We start from the raw sequence: 18,819 nt of genomic DNA on the forward strand, positions 1-18,819 counted from the left end.
CTACTATTTCTTCTTCATTTTCAGTCAACGCACTTGCCCTGGTAGGCATTAATTTGATTCAACAAATCGTTAGATAGTTTATATTTTCTTGATAATACTATTGATCAGAAGAAAGTATATAGTTCTTTTCTTTTTTTTAGACTGGGGGTTAAGAGGTAGCTTTCCTGTGTACCGTTTCATCAAAATTCCTGCAAACAATGCAGTGATCAGTTCTGTGATCGGCATAACAAACCAAAGCATGTCAGCTCCCAATGTAAGAGGAAGCAGAAAAATCAAGAGACCGCTGATTACCAGTCCACGAGCAACGGAAATCAGAAAAGCTGCTTTAGGCTTCATCAATGCCTGAAAGTAATAGGTAGAAAAGATATTGAAGGGCAGAAAAATAAAGGACAGACCATAGCTCCCAATAATCGCTGGCGCTGCTTCAACAATTTCCTGATTCGGTGTCATAAAAATGTTGACCAGAAGCAGCGGAACGCTCAAGCTTAGCACGGTCCAAAACAAACTAAAAAATCCTGCTGTTCCTAACGCATATTTCAAGGTTTCTTTGATTCTATTTCCTTGTTTTGCACCGAAATTTACTGATAGAATCGGCTGCGCTGCCTGTCCGACACTATAGGCGCAGCATTGAACAAAAGTACTGATATTCACAATAACACCATAAACTGACAACGCATTGGTCCCTAGATACTTCATGATTTGTCGGTTGAACATGATCGTCACGATCCCCATTGCAACATCGACAAAAAATGTTGAGAAACCAATAACAGTGATTTCTTTTAGCTTTCTCAAGACCTTCGTAGGAGTGACCAAAAACAACGTGTTATGTTTGCTTTGAAAATGCGTCAACATCAATAAAAATGAAATCGCTGAACCGATAGCCGTAGCCAATCCAGCACCGAAAATCCCTAAATCAAATGTAAAAACAAATAAATAATCACCGAATACATTGAATAACCCACCGGCAAGAATCGCTTTGGTGGCTAGACCAGGACTATTGTCATTTCGTAAAAAAGCCGCCAGCATTTGATTGAATAGAAACAACGGTAAGACTACTTTGACTGGCAGTAAATATTGCTGAGCAAGCGGTAAAAGCGCCTCTCCAGCTCCAAACAGCTGTAGCAGCGGCTGTTCAAATAGAATCAAGCTGATCCATGTCATGATGGCTAAAATCACCGAGCCAATGACCGAAACTGTAAAATAATCGTCATCAGTCTCTGCTGAATCCTCTTTCTTTCCTTTCATCGTACTGAAGATAACAGAACCGCCAATCCCCATAAGCAAACCCAAACTGTAAATAATGTTCCAGACCGGAGCGACAATAGCTAATGTTGCCGTTCCATCAGGTCCTTGATACTGCCCCACCATCGCCATATCCACCACCGAGTAGATCGATGTGATCAAGGCGCTTCCAAAGGCTGCAGAAAGATACCGAAAATAGATTGTTTTCACTTTTCCCTTTAAAAATTCATTCATGTTTACCCTCCTTAACAAAAAAAGCTGGATAAAACAACAGATTTTTCATCCGTTGCCTTATCCAGCGTATCATCCTAGTAAATGATCTGCCCTCCGAGCAAGTAATATTTATTTTAGAGGGGGTTTAGTTGAATGTCAAGAGGCATTTTGACATTTGCAAGCAAGCATTCTTAATCTGAAATGAGCAAACTCTTAACTCTGCTAATATCAGCTATTGACTCTACCATACACAAAAGTAAGATCCAAAATTTTTGTTCTTGATGTGCCTTCTTAGCTATCCTTGCACTCAATTTTAAAAGGGGAAACTGGATAGCCAACTTCGTTAAACAACGCTGGAATGGGTGCATTGCTCCAGGCATATTCAACAGTAGTCAATTCCTGATTATTTTCAACTGAAATCTCGATCATATTCTTTTTGATGGAGACGGTAAAATTATCCGCATTTGTATGGATGCACTCCTCACAGGTTACTTTTAAGCTTTCAGCATTTTTTATTTCGATAACTATTTTGTCTTTTTCCTTAGCAATAACGTTTGCTGTAGGTGAACTAGAGTAGTATCGTTGCTGGATGATCTCTCCGATACGTTCTCCCAGAACATTCTTTTCCGGCGGATGAATGTTGTCAGGTAGACCACAGTCCAAACTAGTGACAAGAAAGGTTGCTTTCATATTTTCAGCTATTTTAGCCTGTGCCTGCCGAACTGCTGGCCAATCATGGTTCGGCTTATCTACACACAAAGGTAATTGAACGATATAAAATGGAACCTCCGCTTGAAGATCTGCTCGCCACTGTTTCATCAGCATCGATAAAAGTTCCTCATATAAGTAGCCATGCTGTGTGTCTTCTTCTCCTTGATACCAGATAACACCTAAAAAAGTATACGGGACTATTTTTTTAAACATCGTGTAATACAACCCGGCTGGACGCAAAAATGAGTACGGGGTGATTGGCGGCGGCCATGGCGAATGCCCAATTTTCTTCTTGATATCAATTAGACTGAGATTTGGGTGCCCTTCTACCCATTGATTTCTTAATGAATAATAGCTCTCAGCGATGGCTTGATAAGTATTCCACTTCACATCAAATTCTTCTCGCGTTTTACCAGTGATGGCTTGCTGGTAAGGTACTAAAATATTCTGATTTAAACTTTTACTCTTCTTTAAAAAATCCAGACTCATCCATGAACTTGCACTTGTACCACCTTTACTGCAATTTACGATACCGACAATTCTATTCGGATACTTCTTTTTGTAACGCCGCATCGAATAATAGGCTATCGCAGAGACTTCTGCTAATGTTTCAGAATTTATTGGCTTCCATTCCTCCCAAGAAACAGTTGAAGGAATAGTTTCTATATTATCTTCATACTCAACCTGTGGAACATTGATAAAGAAAAGATCAATAGACGTTTGTGCTACTCTTTCTTTTTCAGCCTGAAAATGCGCTTCATCTGCCATCTTAAACTCGATATTGGATTGGCCACCAAAAAGAAAGACATCCCCAAACTGAACATGTACCTTTTTTTCTGCCAGCTCTGTTTTAACTGTGATATCGCCAATAGTACCATATTTCTGAGGAGGCAGAATCAACGAAAAATAGCCTGATTCATCAGAGGTTGTTTTAACATCAAGTTCTCCAAAACGGACTTGCACTTCTTCCTTATTAGATACCTGCCCCGTAAGAAAAAAGTCTTTTTCGGCCTGAACAACGGCATTATCAGTAAATAGAGGATTCAATTTTATCATTGTCATTTTTTTCATTCCAGTTCATTTTTTTGTTTATTCATCCGATTCGCCGTATAGATGAACGGTAGATATAACGCTGTTGCAACGAGCAAATTGATTGCTTGAACGATCGCTCCGTTCACTGATCCAGTAAACAACAATCCTGATATGATCGGCGGAACTGTCCAAGGTACTTGATTCGTAATGACATCAATAAATCCGATCTTCGTAAAGAATACACCAATATAAAAGCATAGCGGCTGTACAATAACAAAGGGAATAAAGTAGATAGGATTCATTACTATGGGCAAGCCAAAAGTGATCGGTTCACTAATGTTAAAGATCGCCGGCATAAGACCGACCTTGGTTACTTGCCGAGCCCCTTGATCTCGACTGGCAATTAAGGTTGCTAATACCGGTGCTAGAGCAAAGGTTCCTGCAGAAATTGTTGAAAAGTTCATGAACATCGTCGAATACAAGTGGTGTGCTTCACCTGCGATATTTTGCACATCATTTACATTCCAAGTTACTCCAAAAATAGCTCCCCAAATACTGGATGGATGAATCCCAAACCATTGAAATAGCGACCATGTGAATTGCGAGATGAAAGCAAAGGCTGCCGTTCCCGAAACGAATTCTGCTGGCCGTTGCAGCAAATCAAGCAAAAGCTCTGGTAAAGTCATACTAAATAAAACGGTGATTCCCCCTGTTATTATAGCAAATGCTGCCATCGTTATAGTTCCGGGAATTAAACTTTCAAAGCTTCTCGCAACCATCGGAGGAACAGAATCTGGAAAACGAAGCTTGATATTTGACTGCAGCAATTTGTTGTACAGCCAAACTGCCACACCGCTAATTACTAGTGCAGAAAAGACACCCTGCGTCCCAAAAAAACTAGAATTAACGATATTTTCAAGAGAAACCGTTTCATTTCCATTTGTATATTCCCAATTCCAAGGCAGACAAATGAAAAATGCCCCTAATGCGTACAAAACACTGGTCAAATGCTCTGAATTCTTCGGGAAATAGTTTCTCGAAAATATAAACGAAAAGACTACCACGAGAATCAAAGAGAAGACACTCAAAGACCCCTGTGAAATTAAATTAATAATTCCTTGAACGTTGGTTAATACTGCAGCCACATCACTGTTCAACCAAACTTTAGTACTTCCGTAAAACAGTTTCCCTAAATTCAACCCGGAATCAGAAAATAGCAACCCCCCCGCCGGATCTAGAAAAACTGAATTAACCATTATTGCAAAGCCCGCTATCATAGTCGTAACAGAAACTAACACGAATGAATCTCTTAATGTTAATAAAAACTTATTCCCAGCAACTTTGCCGACAATATCCGTGAAATACGTTGCAAAGCTCTTTTTTCCTCTAAACATTACAGAATCCTCCTACATCGAAATGAAATTAATTACAAATCACAAAATAATATGAAATATATTTCAAAAACGATGATACCGTTTTCTCCATTTTCTGTCAACAACAATTTTGAAATAAATTTCTTTCTCTATATTAATTTGTAATTTCAAAAAAACACTAGTATACTGGGAGAAAAGCGAGGAGATTTTTTGAAAAATATTGAAGAATCAATTACTATTCACTATACAAAAATGTCAAAAACCGACAAAGCAATCTTTGAGCAGATACTGGCTGCTCCCAAAAAATTTGTCGGTCTTTCTATTCATGATTTGTCAAAAGACCTTCAGGTTAGTTCGCCAACCCTTTTAAGAGCTGCTCGAAAGATCGGCTACAGCGGATATCCTGAGTTTAAGCTGGCTTTAGAAGAATACGTACGAGAAGAGAAAATAAGTCTAGCCTCTCCCTCAGAAACACTGCTTACTTCTATTATTAGCACCTATGAAAAATCCCTAGCTGGCCTTAAAGAAGGCGATCTAGAAAAGGATATTCTAGAAATAGTTGATTGGATGAACGAAGCAGCAGACATAAAGATTATCGGTATCGGTAATTCGGCCTTACCTGCACAACAGCTAGTCTATTCTCTATATTCACAAGGAAAATTTTATGAAGCAATCACCACAGAAACACAAATTTATTTTTTACAGCAGGCTCTTAACGAAAAGGCCGTTTACTTCATTTATTCTGTAAGCGCTCTTGACTATTACGAGAATTTTATCGAGTTAGCAAACAGCATTAATGCTAAAACCGTTTTGGTCACTATGAATAAGGACGCCAAGATCAATTCAAAGCCCACTAAAACCATCGTGTTGCCTGCTACATCTACTTTTTTGAGAAATGATGGTTCTCTTAGACAATTAGACATGCGTTTAGAGTTGTTTCTTTTTTCAGAAATCGTTTCTTACTACTACGACTGGATAACCGATAAGCAAAAGAAATCAGAAAAATGATGCTATATAGAAAATTAAAGAACTATGTTGCTTTCGAAACTCTAAACCTAATGATCAAAAAACTATCGATGATTCAAGCTCTATTAGAAGCTACTACTCAAATATTCGAGCAGATTCATCCCACTCAAGTAGTATTATCATCGACTATTAAAACGCCCAATCAGTCAAATGGAAATTATTGACGAACTATGAAGTAATCAAGAAGATTTGTGAATATTTTCAAAATAATCATATCTAAGAATGTCACCGAGAGTTGAACAATAAGCATGTTGTCGTTGGTTATCGTAATTTGTGTAACTTATCGAGCTCAGTTTTTCTTGCAATGAGGTTTGAACTTTGAAAACTAAAAAATATGCGGTGTACAGAATCGCACCGCATATTGACAAACCTCTATTCAGTTTTCTCTTCACCAAAATGATTTGACGGAAATCCCAAATTAAACTTTTCTGTCCTGTAGCTAGTTTTCCAGTTACAGGACATTACTCTAAATCTATCCGTATTTTTAAAATATCTAGGACAATGTATCACTTGAAATAAAATCAGTCACTTCCTTGATTTCTGGCATCGAGCAAAGCGCCCCTTTTTTTGTTGTAATCAGAGAAGCTGCACCATTTGCCATCGTCAGCATCTCTACTAGTTGCTCTCTCGTCAATGCGTCCAGCCCCAAATCAAGGATAGAATGAAGCACACAACCGCAAAAAGTATCTCCTGCACCGGTAGTTTCAATAGTATTTTCATTTTTAAAGCCAGCTACTTCAACCATCTCATCACCGTAGTAAGCTCTGCTACCTTCACTTCCCATCGAAACAAGAACTAATTTGATTTGATGATTCTCTCTGATCTTTTTCACCGCTTTAGAATAGTCTTCCTCACCGGTAAACCATTGAATTTCATTATCCGATATTTTGAGGATATCGCAATAACCAAGCCCCACTTCTACTTGCTTCCTAGCTTCTTCTAGATTTCCCCATAAAGGTTCACGGATATTAGGATCGAACGAGATCAAGCAATCATTCTTCTTCGCGAGTTCCAAAGCTTTCACTGTTGCTTTACGTACATTTTCATGAGTCATCGAAAGTGTGCCAAAGTGAAAGATTTTTGATTGTTTAATTGGTTCTTCCTTTACTTCAAATTCAGTCAATTGCATATCTGCCCCTGGATTGCGACAAAAAGTAAAATCTCTATCGCCATTTTCCCCTGTATGAACAAAAGCTAATGTCGTATGCACTTCTTCGTCAAAGAATAAGTTGCTCATACCAATCCCTAACTTTTCCGCCTTCTGTTTCAAAAAATGACCAAAATTATCATCGCCTACCTTTCCAATAAACGCGACTTTGCGATCAAACTTTCTTAACATCGCTAATACGTTGCAGGGCGCTCCGCCAGGATTCATTTCTAATAACGGATTTCCTTGTTCACTTACTCCATTTTGAGTAAAATCAATCAGGATTTCACCTAGAGCAGTTACATCTATTGTTTTCATTTTTGACCTCCATATTTCAAATACTCGAAGAAAGTAAATATCTTCGAGCATTTTGGCTACATTGTTTTGTCTAGTTCCCATGTTTCAAGTTCAAGAATTACAAGTTTTCCTTCAGAAACCGATACATAGTTTTTATTTTGATCTTCAGCAGCAAAAACATTTAGACTATGACTAGTTTTATAGTCATCTGTAAAAATTTCTATAGAGGATTGATCCACAAACAAATGGATGTTTAACATTGTTTTGTCTTTTAGTAATAAATTACTTTTTGTCTCTCCTTGACTCCAATCATCTGAGTTCTCTCGATTAACGAACATCATCTGTTTTTTTAGATCGAATGTCACATTAGTAGACAAGCGGTCATTACTTCTCAATTTAAGCTCAAAAGACCCAGCAGTACTGCTAGTAAGATCAATGGACATCTTAAGTTCAAAACAATTGCCATTCTCCGTTGGAATAAGCAGATCATCCTTTTCGACCAAAATCTTCTCACGGATGGTTTTAGGTGATTTTCGAATCGCAGCCAACTCTTCTATTGGTACAAATTTTACTGTGTTGTCTGAATCAAGGATTGCTTCACGTGGCAGATTGAACGAACCACACCAGCCTTCTTTAAAGGTGGGACCCCAGTCTTTCCACCAAGGCATCCATTCCCAACTATTGGCCCAAGCAACAAGTATGCGTCTACCTTTTTGATCGACAAAAGATTGAGGGGCGTAATAATCAAATCCCCAATCAATATTTCCCACGGTAGAATAATTAAACTTTCCTGTTTCATAATTCATATCCCCAACTAGATAAATGCTCGTTCTTTCTTTTACTCCCATTGGAGAAAAAGTTAAAACGTACTTTTCTCCATCTGCATTTTTCAATGGGAAAAAGTCGGGACATTCCCACATATAGCCAAGTTCTCCACGACTTTCTGCTAGGATATTAAAGAACGTCCAATCTTCTAAATTTTTCGAACGGTAGAGTAGCGCCTGACCAAGATCATTCTTTTTCCCAGCACACACCAAATAGAAATACTCTCCATGCTTCCAAACCTTTGGATCTCGAAATTCTCCCACCTCATAACCAATGGGTGGGGCGGCTATAACTGGATTCTTTTCACTTTTAATGAAATTGAACCCATCATCACTATAGGCCATGCATTGATTTTGTACTAATCCATCTCCGTAATTGGTTGATGCCGTATATAAAAGATAGAGCCGTCCCTCATGTTCGATTGCACTTCCAGAAAAACATCCGCCTTTTGGATGATTATCGTATGTTTCACTCGGTGCTAACGCGAGGGGCAAATATTCCCAATGCAGCATATCATCACTGATTGCGTGTCCCCAATGCATGGAGCCCCAAAAAGAATCATACGGGTTGTACTGATAAAAGAAATGATATTTTCCTTTAAAGAAAATCAGTCCATTAGGGTCATTTAACCACCCTGCTTCAGTCATAAAATGATACTTTTGACGCATTGCTCCTTGGCTTACTTCTTCTCTTTTCTTAGCTATTTCTGCTTGAGCACGCTTGATATTCTCTTTCATTAATTCATTGGACAAAAGAATCCTCCTCACTTAAAATTACTTTTCACTACGAAATTATTTCGTACAATTGATTCTTAATTCTGTATTTGGATCAAAAAAATGTCCCTTTGTGATTTCTAATGCCAATCGAACAGTTTCTCCAGGTCGATGAAAATCTCTAGCATTCACTTTCGATACAAATTCTGTTCCATCAATTTTGCTGTATAATAACGTTTCTGAACCTAACAGCTCTGATACAACGATCGTTGCATGTATAGTTGACTCAATAACTGAATCCAATACAATCTGTTCACTTCGAATGTCTTCTGGTCGAATACCGAAAATCAACTCTTTTCCTTCATAGCCCTTAGCTACTAACACTTTATTTTCACCTTCAGGCACTTTTACCTTGAAATTTTGTCCACTAGTGATGTAGCCATTTTTTAAAGTCACATTGAAGAAGTTCATTGCAGGTGAACCAATGAAACTTGCAACAAAAACATTTTCAGGCAAATCATATACTTCTTTAGGGCTGCCAATCTGCTGGATCAGCCCATCCTTCATAATGACGATACGATCTGCCATTGTCATGGCTTCTGTCTGATCATGAGTGACATAAATGGTTGTCGTTCCTAAGCGTTGATGCAACTTTGCGATTTCCGCACGCATCGATACACGTAATTTCGCATCCAAATTGGACAAGGGTTCATCCATCAAAAAAACCTGAGCATCGCGTACAATCGCACGACCTAAAGCGACACGTTGACGCTGTCCCCCAGATAAAGCAGCGGGTTTTCTCTTTAGATACTCAGTTAAGCCTAAAATTTCTGCCGCTTCTTCTACCTTCTTTTTAATCTCATCTGTCGGATATTTTCTAAGCTTTAACCCAAAGGCCATATTATCAAACACGGTCATGTGAGGATACAAAGCATAGTTTTGGAAGACCATTGCGATATCTCGATCTTTTGGTGCTACGTTATTGATGACTCTATCACCGATTTTCAATTCCCCTTCAGTGATATCCTCAAGTCCCGCTACCATTCGAAGAGTTGTAGATTTCCCACAACCAGAAGGACCTACAAAGACAATAAATTCCTTTTCAGCAATTTCTAAATTGAAGTCAGTTACGGTATAATTTTCCGCATTTGAATATTTTTTATAAATATGTTTCATGGAAAGTGTTCCCATCATTTTTACCCTCACTTTTTTACTATTAAGCATTGCTAAACTCTAAAATAGTTAATAGTACTTCATTGAATTAGTTAGACATAGAATACTTAACTGGAATCGGAGTCGCTCTAAAAGCATTGCTTTCTTTATCCAACTCAACCTGTGCTTCAGAACCAGAGTCGAGTACCGTATTTCCAACGGATTGTTTTTCAATCATTACCGTCTTGACTTCAAGAGCCTCGGTTGCATCATTGGTTAACAAAGCCTCTACTTGTGACGCAAAACAAGAATCACTTGATGTTAATTCTGCTTTTGTAGCGACTATATGATTATTTGAAATATAATTTCCATTACCAGCAACAACATGGATAATTACAGGAGTTGCTCCTCTAGGTAAAATTTGATCCTTGTCAATAATTTCGGAAAAATGATTTCCAATCACGGTGTTGCTGTTACCATTGATCGATAAAAGTCCAAAGGTATCATCTAAACCGTTATTCCGCCCTTGCAACGGTGCCCAAGGTTCATGATCGTGCAAAAAATGATTGGATGAAACAGAATTTTCCGTACTATTTTTATCTAGAATAACCATTCCTGGGTAAAAAGCATGAAGTCTGTTATTGCTAATAAGTGAGCGGGTAACTCCTTCAAGATGAATACTGCTGGCTCCTCTAGGAAAAATATTATTTGCAGTCACTAGAAGTCCACCAAAATTCTCCGCATAAATGGAATAGCCCTTGAAGCCTGCACCAATCAAATTATCCGTCACCTTCGATGCTTGCCCCCAACCACGTAATTCTATACAGCTCCCGCATTCCGCGATAAAATTATCATGGATTGTTAATGCATCCGCATGATATGAAATAATACCATGCTCCAAATAGACAAATCCCATTTCTGTAATTCGGAACGAATCATTCGCGCTAGCAGCATATATTCCTGTTTTCCCATTCGTATAAGTGTTTTCTGGATTGGTTTCATCAGAATCATCATCTACAAAGTGTAAGCCGTCGATACAAAAATTTGAAAATTCAACAGAACTAATTCTTGGATCACCGCTACGATAAATGTAGAATGCAGCACCATCTGCTTCTTCTTTCGGTGAACCCGCCAAATCAACAAGAATGCGACTACCTCCAGGCCAAAGCTCATGAAGATGACTCCATTCGTCCTCCGGCACATTATAACGGATACTAGAAGAAGTAAAGCCATGGCCAGAGCCCATAATCTTTAAGAAGCTAATATCAATAACGATCTGTGTTTTCAAGTGATAATCACCTGGTGGAATATAGATGACTGCTCCTGGTTTCCCTCCATCATTTTCATCAATTTCATTCTGTCTTTCTTTAATGTCTAAAAGAATACTGTTAATGACTTCTCCAATATCGTTAAAAGGATCTCCCACTCCCCATTGGGTTACATCATAATAATTTTTACTCACCATTACTCCTCCTGATGAGCGATTCTTCAATCAGAATCGCTCGTTTGTTCCTTAAAATATGTTTCTATCAGCTCTTGACTGAACCCGCAGTAATTCCTTGAACAATGAATCGCTGTGCTACGATTGACAAAACCATCACAGGTAAACTAAAAATCAGAGCGCCCGCACACATCGGACCCAAATCCATACTATAAGCTGATAAAAATTCGGATAATCCGACCGTAAATGTTTTTGCCTCCGTACTAGTCAACAACAACGACAATAAAAATTCATTCCAAGAAAGAAATAGCGTAAATACAAAGGCCGTAGCCAAACCTGGTGTACAGATCGGCAAGATGATTCGAATAAATGTCTGAAGACTAGAAGCCCCGTCCATACAAGCTGCTTCGTCAATACTCGTTGGAATCCCTTCATAAAAACCAAGCATGACCCACATAACAAAAGGCATATTTATCGCTGCATAAACGATAATTAAGGCAACTCTCGTATCGTACAATCCAAGATTTGTAATCAACTCATAGATTGGGACCGCAATACTCGATGTTGGAATCATTTTTAAACACAACACGACAATAATCAAAAAGGTTGCTATCTTGGCTCCTGAACGTTGAATGGCATAAGAAGATAATGCCCCCAAAATTACTGCAATCAATGTACTGCAAACAGCTACTAAAAAACTGTTTAAAATGTAATGAAAAGCTGGCATTCGTTCAAATAAACCAGTGAAATTTTCCACAGAAAGAACTGTTGGAAAGAATCTAGCAGGAATAGAAACAACCTCAGCGCCCGGCTTGAAGGATGAACTAATCAAGTATAGATAGGGAAACAGCCAGACTACAGCACAGACGATCGCCAAAATTATCAGTAACTTACTTTGAATACTTCTTTTTTTCTCCATTAGCTATCCCCTCCTACACCGATTGTTTCTTCTTCGGATTCCATAGTCCTTGCATGAACACAAGGGTAAACACAACGAGTACTACCACAAGTATTAATGCCATCGCACTCGCATACCCAACTTTGTTGTATCTGGTCAACGTTTTATAGATTACAACACTAATAAGTTCAGATGAATTGTTTGGTCCGCCCTGTGTCATCGCCCAAACAATATCAAACGTTCGTGCAGCATCAATAATTCGGATGGATAATGCGGTTAATAGTACTGGCTTAATGTTTGGCAATTTTATTTTTATAATTTTTTGCCACCAGTTTGCTCCATCGATCGTAGCGGCTTCAATCATACTTCCATCAAGCCCTTGGAGGCCAGCTAGAATCATCAACATCATAAACGGGGTTGTTAACCAAATATCAGCAAAACAACAAGCCAACAATGACCATTTTTCATCCGCAAGCCATAAGATTTGGTTCGAGTTCTCAAGAATACCAATGTTTACTAATAGTTGATTAATGATTCCGAACTGGGCACTCAGCATCAATTTCCAAATCAAACCAGCTACTAGTGGAGCAATCATTAGTGGGGTTAAAATAAGGGAGCGGATAATCTTGTTTCCTTTAAAGTTTTCTTCAAAAATCAAAGCTAGGATCGTTCCTAATATTAGTTCGACAACAACAGCAATAAAGATATACACAAGCGTATTCTTTAACGGTTGTAAAAAGCTTTCATTACCAAAAGCTTTAACATAATTGTCAAAACCAACAAATTCCTTCATACCATTTGGATCAAAGCTATATAGACTGTCAAAGGCCATTTTGAAAATCGGGTAAATCATAAAAATCCCCATAAATAATGCGCCTGGTAAAAAGAAAGCAAGCACGGTTTTTCTGGATATCAACTGCATGGTCTTTCCTCCTTGTTCTTGTCTTACTCTATGATGGCCTCAATTTCGACTTTCGCATCTTTAAGAGCATCTTTAGGTGTTGCTTTTCCAGATAACGCTGACTGAACAGCTTTAGCCAGCACTTCTTCAATTTCTGTCCAATAAGGAGTAGCAGGCCTATTTTGAGAATATTCATTATCTAATGTTTCTAATACAGCTCCAAGATGTTCATCGCCCGCTTGTGTTTCATATTTTTCATATACAGATGTTCTACCTGCGATCTTCAATGATCCTTCTGTCATGTATTTCTCGTTATTGTCATACATAAATTTCAGATATTCGATTGCTGCCTCTTGGTTTTCAGAATTTTTCATCACACATTGATACCACGGTCCTGTTGTAGCTGCTACACCAGCAGAACCGCCGATCATTGGTGCTACGCCAACTTTGTCCTTATTCAGTTCATAAGCAGCCGGATATTGATGGCTCCAGTTTAATTGCATCGCAAGTTTTCCATTATTAAACATTTCTTGAGCCTCAGTGGATGCAACTGATAATGTTTCTTCAGGTGCATAGCCCTTCTTATAAAGATCGCATAGATATTGCAACGCATCGACATATGGCTTTTCATCAACCAATACTTTATTTTCCTTACCTAAAACTAACGGTTTTGCTCCAGCCTGTGACGCTTGATCAAGGAAGCTACAAACTGTATCTCCCGATGCCATTCCGAAAACAGCTGTTCCATACATATCATCTTTAGTAAAGAATTCCGCGCATTCTTTGTATTCTTCCCAAGTAGTAGGGACTTTTAAATCATGACCATATTTCTTGTTGAATTCTGATTTATTTTTCTCGTCTTCAAACAGATCTTTCCTGTAAATGAGTACCTTACTATTGATCCACATTGGGAGACCTAGCAACTTATCATTTAATGTTCCACCTTCTTCAAGTGTCGGAAGGAAATCAGAAGTGATTTTATCATCCACATATTTATTAAGTGGGGTTAATGCGTTTTCAAAAGCAGATAACCATAGGACGTCCAGACAAACAACATCATGGGCCGCCGATTTTGATTTCACTTCTGTCGAAACCTTGTCATACATTCCAGAATACGGAACTGAATCAACCACAACCTTATACCCTGTTTCTTTTTTGAAAGCATCAGCAGTACTATTAGCAATCTTTTCAGCAGGACTTCCACTTTCTACAAGGACTGTAATTGTCTTGTCCTTTCCTGCTTCTTTCCCTCCCGAACCATTTCCGCAAGCAGAAAGTACTAATGTACTTACCAATGTCAAAGCAGCTAAAGCAAACACGCCAAATCTCTTTTTATTCTTTTTCATTTTTCCACTACCTTTCTTTTCTACCATTCCAAAATAAAAATCAATTATTCCGACAATACACTCAACCTAATACTGAAATCCGTTTTATAAACCGTTTTCATTATAAATCCATACGCAGTGTTAAAAAGGCCCCGAATTAATCTAAGTTGAATCAGTACCTCCTTTTCATCTTTGTAAGCTCTTTCTATCACCCTACGCCGTAAGTATAAAATATGAAATTATCAATGTCAAACGTTTTCAAAAATATTTTCTTTGATATATCAAAATGATATCGCAAATAAAAAATATTTGAACTGAGCCTAGCTATCCAAATGAAATCTACCTATGATGTAAACTTTATTAATAAAAAAAGTTTTGATAATGAAATTTTAATGACGCGTTTTAATGAAAATATTTTCATAACTTGCTTGAAATAATCTACTCCACATTGTATGATAGCCGTATGATAACTAGATGGTCATTTGCATACGCTTCCAGATGAAGCATTAACGAGTTACGTATACCATCAGACAAAGAGAGGCTACACAAATATGGATAAAGTGGGAATAAAGGCAATCGCAGAAAAAAGTGGTGTTTCCCTAACTACTGTTTCAAGATATTTTAATAAACCCGAGTTGCTATCACAAAAAACCAAAGATAAAATACAAGCAGTGATTCAGGAGTTAAATTATAGTCAAGATAATGTTGCCAGAATATTAGTGACAGGCAAGTCAAATCTTGTAGGAGTCATCTTCCCTCAGCTACACCTTAGCTTCTATACAGAATTGCTGAATCAGCTAATTCAATTTGGAGAGGAAAAAGACTATAGTTTTATTGTTTATACCTCAAGAGATACGAAAGAGGCAGAATTAAATGTCATCGATATGTTAAAGTCTTATCGCGTAAAAGGAATCATTTTATTAAGTCATATTTTGGATTCCAAGGACATTGAGCAATTGGACGTTCCTATCATCTCGATTGAACGTGCTGGCGGAGATTTTTGCCAAATCAATAACGATAATTACACAGGTGGTAAGCTTGCTGGGGAGAAATTAATGAAGGATGGATGTGAAGTATTAGTCCATATTAATAACGGATACTATGAAGACTGGCCTTCCTTTAAACGAATTGTAGGTTTTGAATTTTCAGTAAAGGATACGCTTCATGAAACAATTATTCGTAAGGAATTGACCGATCCGTATTCTGAAGAAGCATCCACCACTATGTCTACAGTTTTAGATGATCTCCTTAAAAAATATCCTAATAAAAAAATGGGTGTTTTTTGTTCAAACGATGATATTGCAAATATGCTTCAGAGAGACTGCATTCGAAAAGGGGTTAAAATACCAGAAGATTTAGAAATAATCGGATATGACAATTCCCCTGTATCTGACAACGCTATTTTCCCTATCACTTCTATAGATCAAAATATTCCATTGATGGCTGAGATAGCAGTTAATTCTTTAGACACTTATATTCCACATGAAAATGTAGTATCAGCTAAATTGATAGAAAAAGGAACAACATTATAGAACTGATCACTTTTTTATATAAACAAGCCTCCAAAATCTTACTCTGAGATTTTGGAGGTTATTTTTAAATAATTTAGGATGGTTGCCTTTTGTGCAATTTATCTGTTAAAAGTTGTGCAAAATAGCAGGCTAGAAAAAGGCACTTGTCCGTGATATATTGAATACATAAAAAGGAGCTACGCTCGACACGTAACTCCCAAAAAATGTAGCCCGTTTAAGACGGTGGCTTAGATTATTTAGTCAAAGATAGACCGTAACCTGCAAAGTTACAGCGGTCTATTTTTTGTTGTTTTTGCTAAATGTTACCTTCAAGGCAACTAATGCAATGAGCAATGCACCAAATTGGAACACTAGACTCATTGCTTCAACAACAGACAAAAATGCTACCCCTTCCTGAAAAGTGAGAAGATACCCATAGGCACCCCTCCTAGTAGCCACTGCCATAAAATTACTACTTCGCCAGAATATCATAAACACATTCTTCACTCTAAAATAAAAATATCAGTTTGGATTTAAATGGCGTTTCCTTCCATAATGAATGCAACACAAATACATTACAGCAAGCATTATGTTGCGTTCAAAACGTCCCAAATAAAAAGCGCACAGAGGAAAAACGCGATTTCCTTAGAGCCGCAAGGGATAGAGCTATTTTAGCGAATGTCACACAATCGGTTTGTGTGACATCGTAATTCTACAATTTTCGAATCATACATTATTTTTTTCATCCATTGCTAGCAATTATGAAATTGACCTTTCAAATTTTGAACAATACTATTGTATTTGATTGGACTAATCATTACTGCATGATGACAAAAGTCGAATGGGGATTAATTTGTTTGTATAAGTGCTCCTTTCTATGAGTGTGTGACAATTTCCAAATTTCCTTAGGGAAGGCAATGGTTTCTATTCAGACCTGTCCTCAATCATAATTTGTTAATCGCAATTAACAAATTGTTATTTAAAGATTTTGATGTTTGATATATAAGGTTGATCATTAAGCTTAATATATAGCTGAAATGCAAGCTTAAAACATCAAAAAATATAAACATACATTCAATAATTAATGTTATTGCATTTTGTTTTGATATAGCGTATTATTATCTTATCGATTATTAGATAAGCGAGTTAGGTCGCAGCATTTTGAATCATAATGAATTTTCATGTTGACATGAAATACATTCGAAGGAGCTGAGGCCATGGAAAGCTTTTTAATTGTTTACATTGGTAGCCTCCTTACATTTACAGGAGTATTAACAATGATGGGAAAAATAGAGTTAACTCTTGTTGTTGCAGTAATAGCAACAGCGCTAGGAGCCTTTTTTGCTTTATCTGCCGACACGATGGTTATTGCAACGATCTGTTTGGTAGTTATTATCTGTGTAGTATTTACTGGCTTATGCGAGTTAAAAAGTACACCTGAAGGCAAAAAAAACTCATCCCAAAAAGAATGAGTAGTAACAATACTAACCCGAAACGTTTACTTGGTTTGACGTCCATGCTAAAATGTATCGAATTATGGTAGGTTAGAGCTACGCCTTATAGCGCAATCTAATGATCAGGGCTTTGCTGTTGTAGCAGCAAAGCTTTTTTTAGCTGAAACTTTATATAGTTAACTTGATAAAATTCAAGTTAACTATTAATTCCCTATAGGGAATTCTACACTAGTTTTACTGAAAATTCAACAGAATACGTGCCCAAAATCTTATCAAAATACTGATCTAAAAATGAACTAAATATCTCACCAGAATTTCCACGAAATACGTACCCACATGTTACTAAAATATTCTACTTAAAATGGACTAAAAATCACAGTTGAATTCTATCTAAAATATGTTTCTAAAATTGATCAAAATACACTCTAAAAAAGTAAGTATCATAGAATTATCTCAAGCTTTATCATATGAACAATTATCTGTTTTGCGAACAATCGATGATGATAAGGAATTCGATAGTTCGTTTTTAGGACTTCGTTTACCGGAGATCCTGGTTCCTTTAGCTGTAAACGTCGGGAGTAATTCCGAACGATCATCAGATTATTTAAGGGGCGTGTTTAAGAATATATCCACTCTGCGATATAGTATTGTTGGGATTCATACATATAGAATGACGACAATTCAAAATTATCTGCAAAATGAAGACTGATCGATAACTACGGATCATTGGCTAAATGATCAAGACAATGATTAAAAGCAAGCTGTCTCATTAACTCAAGACGGTAGCCGTCGTATCTACTAAAAAAAGACCAACCTACGGACATAGGTTGGCTTTCTTGTGCTCAAATGCGTTAAACTCGTTACGTTTCACAATACTGTTATAGCACAGAGCAGCTAAAATGTTTACAGGTAAAAACTTCATGCTTAATGTTGATGTCTGTAAAGTTTCCTTCCTTGTTTCATTTCTCAATTTTGAAACAAGTGAATTTATAATCCCCACCAGCCAATGCCTTCATCACGCCAACCGGCTTTTTTCAAATTATCACTTATGAGGGGTGTAGTGGTGTGCGCCAGCTTTCTTGGCATTTGGATTATACAATCTGTAAACATTACTCCCTGAAGAAGGAGCAAGCCACCCCAAGACCTCATCTTTCCATCCTGCTTTCTTCAGATTATTTACCTCAGTGCCATTTGCCGTATAAAAGTGCTCCCCACTATTAGGATTATATAATCGGAAGATCGATCTAATCTTATTTAGGCCACTACTAATCCAATTATAAATTGACGAATTGATTCGGGTACCGAAATTTACAGTAGTAGCTCCATAGGCATGAACCGCTAAAATTTGCCTTGAAGAGTTAAACACGGGACCCCCACTTTGTCCATTCGAAAAAAAGTATATTTAAAAACAAAACACCTGCTATCCTTGTTCTTCTAAGGCTAGCCAGGTGTTTTGCTTGTTATTCATTTCCATACTTCAACTCATTTGTATTTATGCATATCTGCTCATTCACCGTCTCATGCAGCCGATACCCTCGTCCCCAACAGGTTTCAATGA

General features: G+C 37.5%; 15 protein-coding genes. 3 read left to right on the forward strand and 12 right to left on the reverse strand.

Translation table 11 applies throughout. The features are described from left to right. Nucleotides 1-78 precede the first annotated feature (78 nt). The 3 genes from JZO85_RS04770 to JZO85_RS04780 all read right to left on the reverse strand — a co-directional run bounded on the left by JZO85_RS04770 (nucleotide 79) and on the right by JZO85_RS04780 (nucleotide 4,592). Entirely contained in the window at nucleotides 79-1,476 is a 1,398-nt protein-coding gene (locus tag JZO85_RS04770; protein WP_207107385.1) for an MATE family efflux transporter, read from the reverse strand. Between the two features lie 270 nt (nucleotides 1,477-1,746). Next, a complete protein-coding gene (locus JZO85_RS04775) occupies nucleotides 1,747-3,228 on the reverse strand; it encodes a sialate O-acetylesterase (protein ID WP_207107386.1) in 1,482 nt (493 codons plus the stop codon). Between the two features lie 5 nt (nucleotides 3,229-3,233). Further along, the gene (locus JZO85_RS04780; protein WP_207107387.1) at nucleotides 3,234-4,592 is read right to left on the reverse strand and encodes a PTS sugar transporter subunit IIC; all 1,359 of its coding nucleotides are present in this window, start codon (nucleotides 4,590-4,592) and stop codon (nucleotides 3,234-3,236) included. 189 nt (nucleotides 4,593-4,781) lie between these two features. Here JZO85_RS04780 and JZO85_RS04785 point away from each other — a divergent pair, with 189 nt between their 5' ends. Further along, entirely contained in the window at nucleotides 4,782-5,579 is a 798-nt protein-coding gene (locus JZO85_RS04785; RefSeq protein ID WP_207107388.1) for a MurR/RpiR family transcriptional regulator, read from the forward strand. A 511-nt stretch (nucleotides 5,580-6,090) separates the two neighbouring features. Here JZO85_RS04785 and JZO85_RS04790 read toward each other — a convergent pair. The 7 genes from JZO85_RS04790 to JZO85_RS04820 all read right to left on the reverse strand — a co-directional run bounded on the left by JZO85_RS04790 (nucleotide 6,091) and on the right by JZO85_RS04820 (nucleotide 14,317). After that, on the reverse strand, nucleotides 6,091-7,062 hold the full coding sequence (locus JZO85_RS04790) for a carbohydrate kinase family protein (RefSeq protein WP_207107389.1): 972 nt from the start codon (nucleotides 7,060-7,062) through the stop codon (nucleotides 6,091-6,093). Nucleotides 7,063-7,118: 56 nt separating this feature from the next. Continuing rightward, nucleotides 7,119-8,618, reverse strand: coding sequence for a glycoside hydrolase family 32 protein (locus JZO85_RS04795; RefSeq protein ID WP_207107390.1), 1,500 nt, complete (start codon nucleotides 8,616-8,618; stop codon nucleotides 7,119-7,121). Between the two features lie 39 nt (nucleotides 8,619-8,657). Further along, nucleotides 8,658-9,770 carry an ABC transporter ATP-binding protein gene (locus JZO85_RS04800; RefSeq protein ID WP_207107399.1) on the reverse strand — a complete coding sequence of 371 codons (1,113 nt, stop codon included), beginning with the start codon at nucleotides 9,768-9,770 and terminating at the stop codon, nucleotides 8,658-8,660. A 70-nt stretch (nucleotides 9,771-9,840) separates the two neighbouring features. Continuing rightward, nucleotides 9,841-11,196 (reverse strand): NosD domain-containing protein, encoded by a 1,356-nt coding sequence (locus JZO85_RS04805; protein WP_207107391.1) that lies wholly within the window; start codon nucleotides 11,194-11,196, stop codon nucleotides 9,841-9,843. A 64-nt stretch (nucleotides 11,197-11,260) separates the two neighbouring features. After that, nucleotides 11,261-12,091: a carbohydrate ABC transporter permease gene (locus tag JZO85_RS04810; protein WP_207107392.1), complete on the reverse strand. Its 831-nt coding sequence runs from the start codon at nucleotides 12,089-12,091 to the stop codon at nucleotides 11,261-11,263. Nucleotides 12,092-12,104: 13 nt separating this feature from the next. Continuing rightward, nucleotides 12,105-12,992 carry a carbohydrate ABC transporter permease gene (locus JZO85_RS04815; protein WP_207107393.1) on the reverse strand — a complete coding sequence of 296 codons (888 nt, stop codon included), beginning with the start codon at nucleotides 12,990-12,992 and terminating at the stop codon, nucleotides 12,105-12,107. A gap of 23 nt (nucleotides 12,993-13,015) precedes the next feature. After that, complete coding sequence (locus JZO85_RS04820; RefSeq protein WP_207107394.1) at nucleotides 13,016-14,317, reverse strand: ABC transporter substrate-binding protein; 1,302 nt, start codon at nucleotides 14,315-14,317, stop codon at nucleotides 13,016-13,018. A 530-nt stretch (nucleotides 14,318-14,847) separates the two neighbouring features. On the opposite strand from JZO85_RS04820, the gene JZO85_RS04825 reads away from it, so the two are divergent. After that, nucleotides 14,848-15,828, forward strand: a complete 981-nt coding sequence (locus JZO85_RS04825) for a LacI family DNA-binding transcriptional regulator (protein ID WP_207107395.1) — start codon at nucleotides 14,848-14,850, stop codon at nucleotides 15,826-15,828. 276 nt (nucleotides 15,829-16,104) lie between these two features. On the opposite strand, the gene JZO85_RS23270 is transcribed toward JZO85_RS04825, so the two are convergent. Then, nucleotides 16,105-16,299 (reverse strand): putative holin-like toxin, encoded by a 195-nt coding sequence (locus tag JZO85_RS23270; protein WP_347401780.1) that lies wholly within the window; start codon nucleotides 16,297-16,299, stop codon nucleotides 16,105-16,107. 785 nt (nucleotides 16,300-17,084) lie between these two features. Here JZO85_RS23270 and JZO85_RS04830 point away from each other — a divergent pair. Further along, entirely contained in the window at nucleotides 17,085-17,279 is a 195-nt protein-coding gene (locus JZO85_RS04830) for a hypothetical protein (RefSeq protein ID WP_207107396.1), read from the forward strand. Nucleotides 17,280-18,303: 1,024 nt separating this feature from the next. Here the strand turns inward: JZO85_RS04830 and JZO85_RS23410 are convergent. After that, nucleotides 18,304-18,627, reverse strand: a complete 324-nt coding sequence (locus JZO85_RS23410; protein WP_347401781.1) for a hypothetical protein — start codon at nucleotides 18,625-18,627, stop codon at nucleotides 18,304-18,306. Nucleotides 18,628-18,819: the final 192 nt, after the last annotated feature.

The sequence above is a fragment of the Candidatus Enterococcus murrayae genome, from assembly GCF_017315985.1.
Taxonomy (GTDB): Bacteria; Bacillota; Bacilli; order Lactobacillales; family Enterococcaceae; genus Enterococcus_A; species Enterococcus_A murrayae.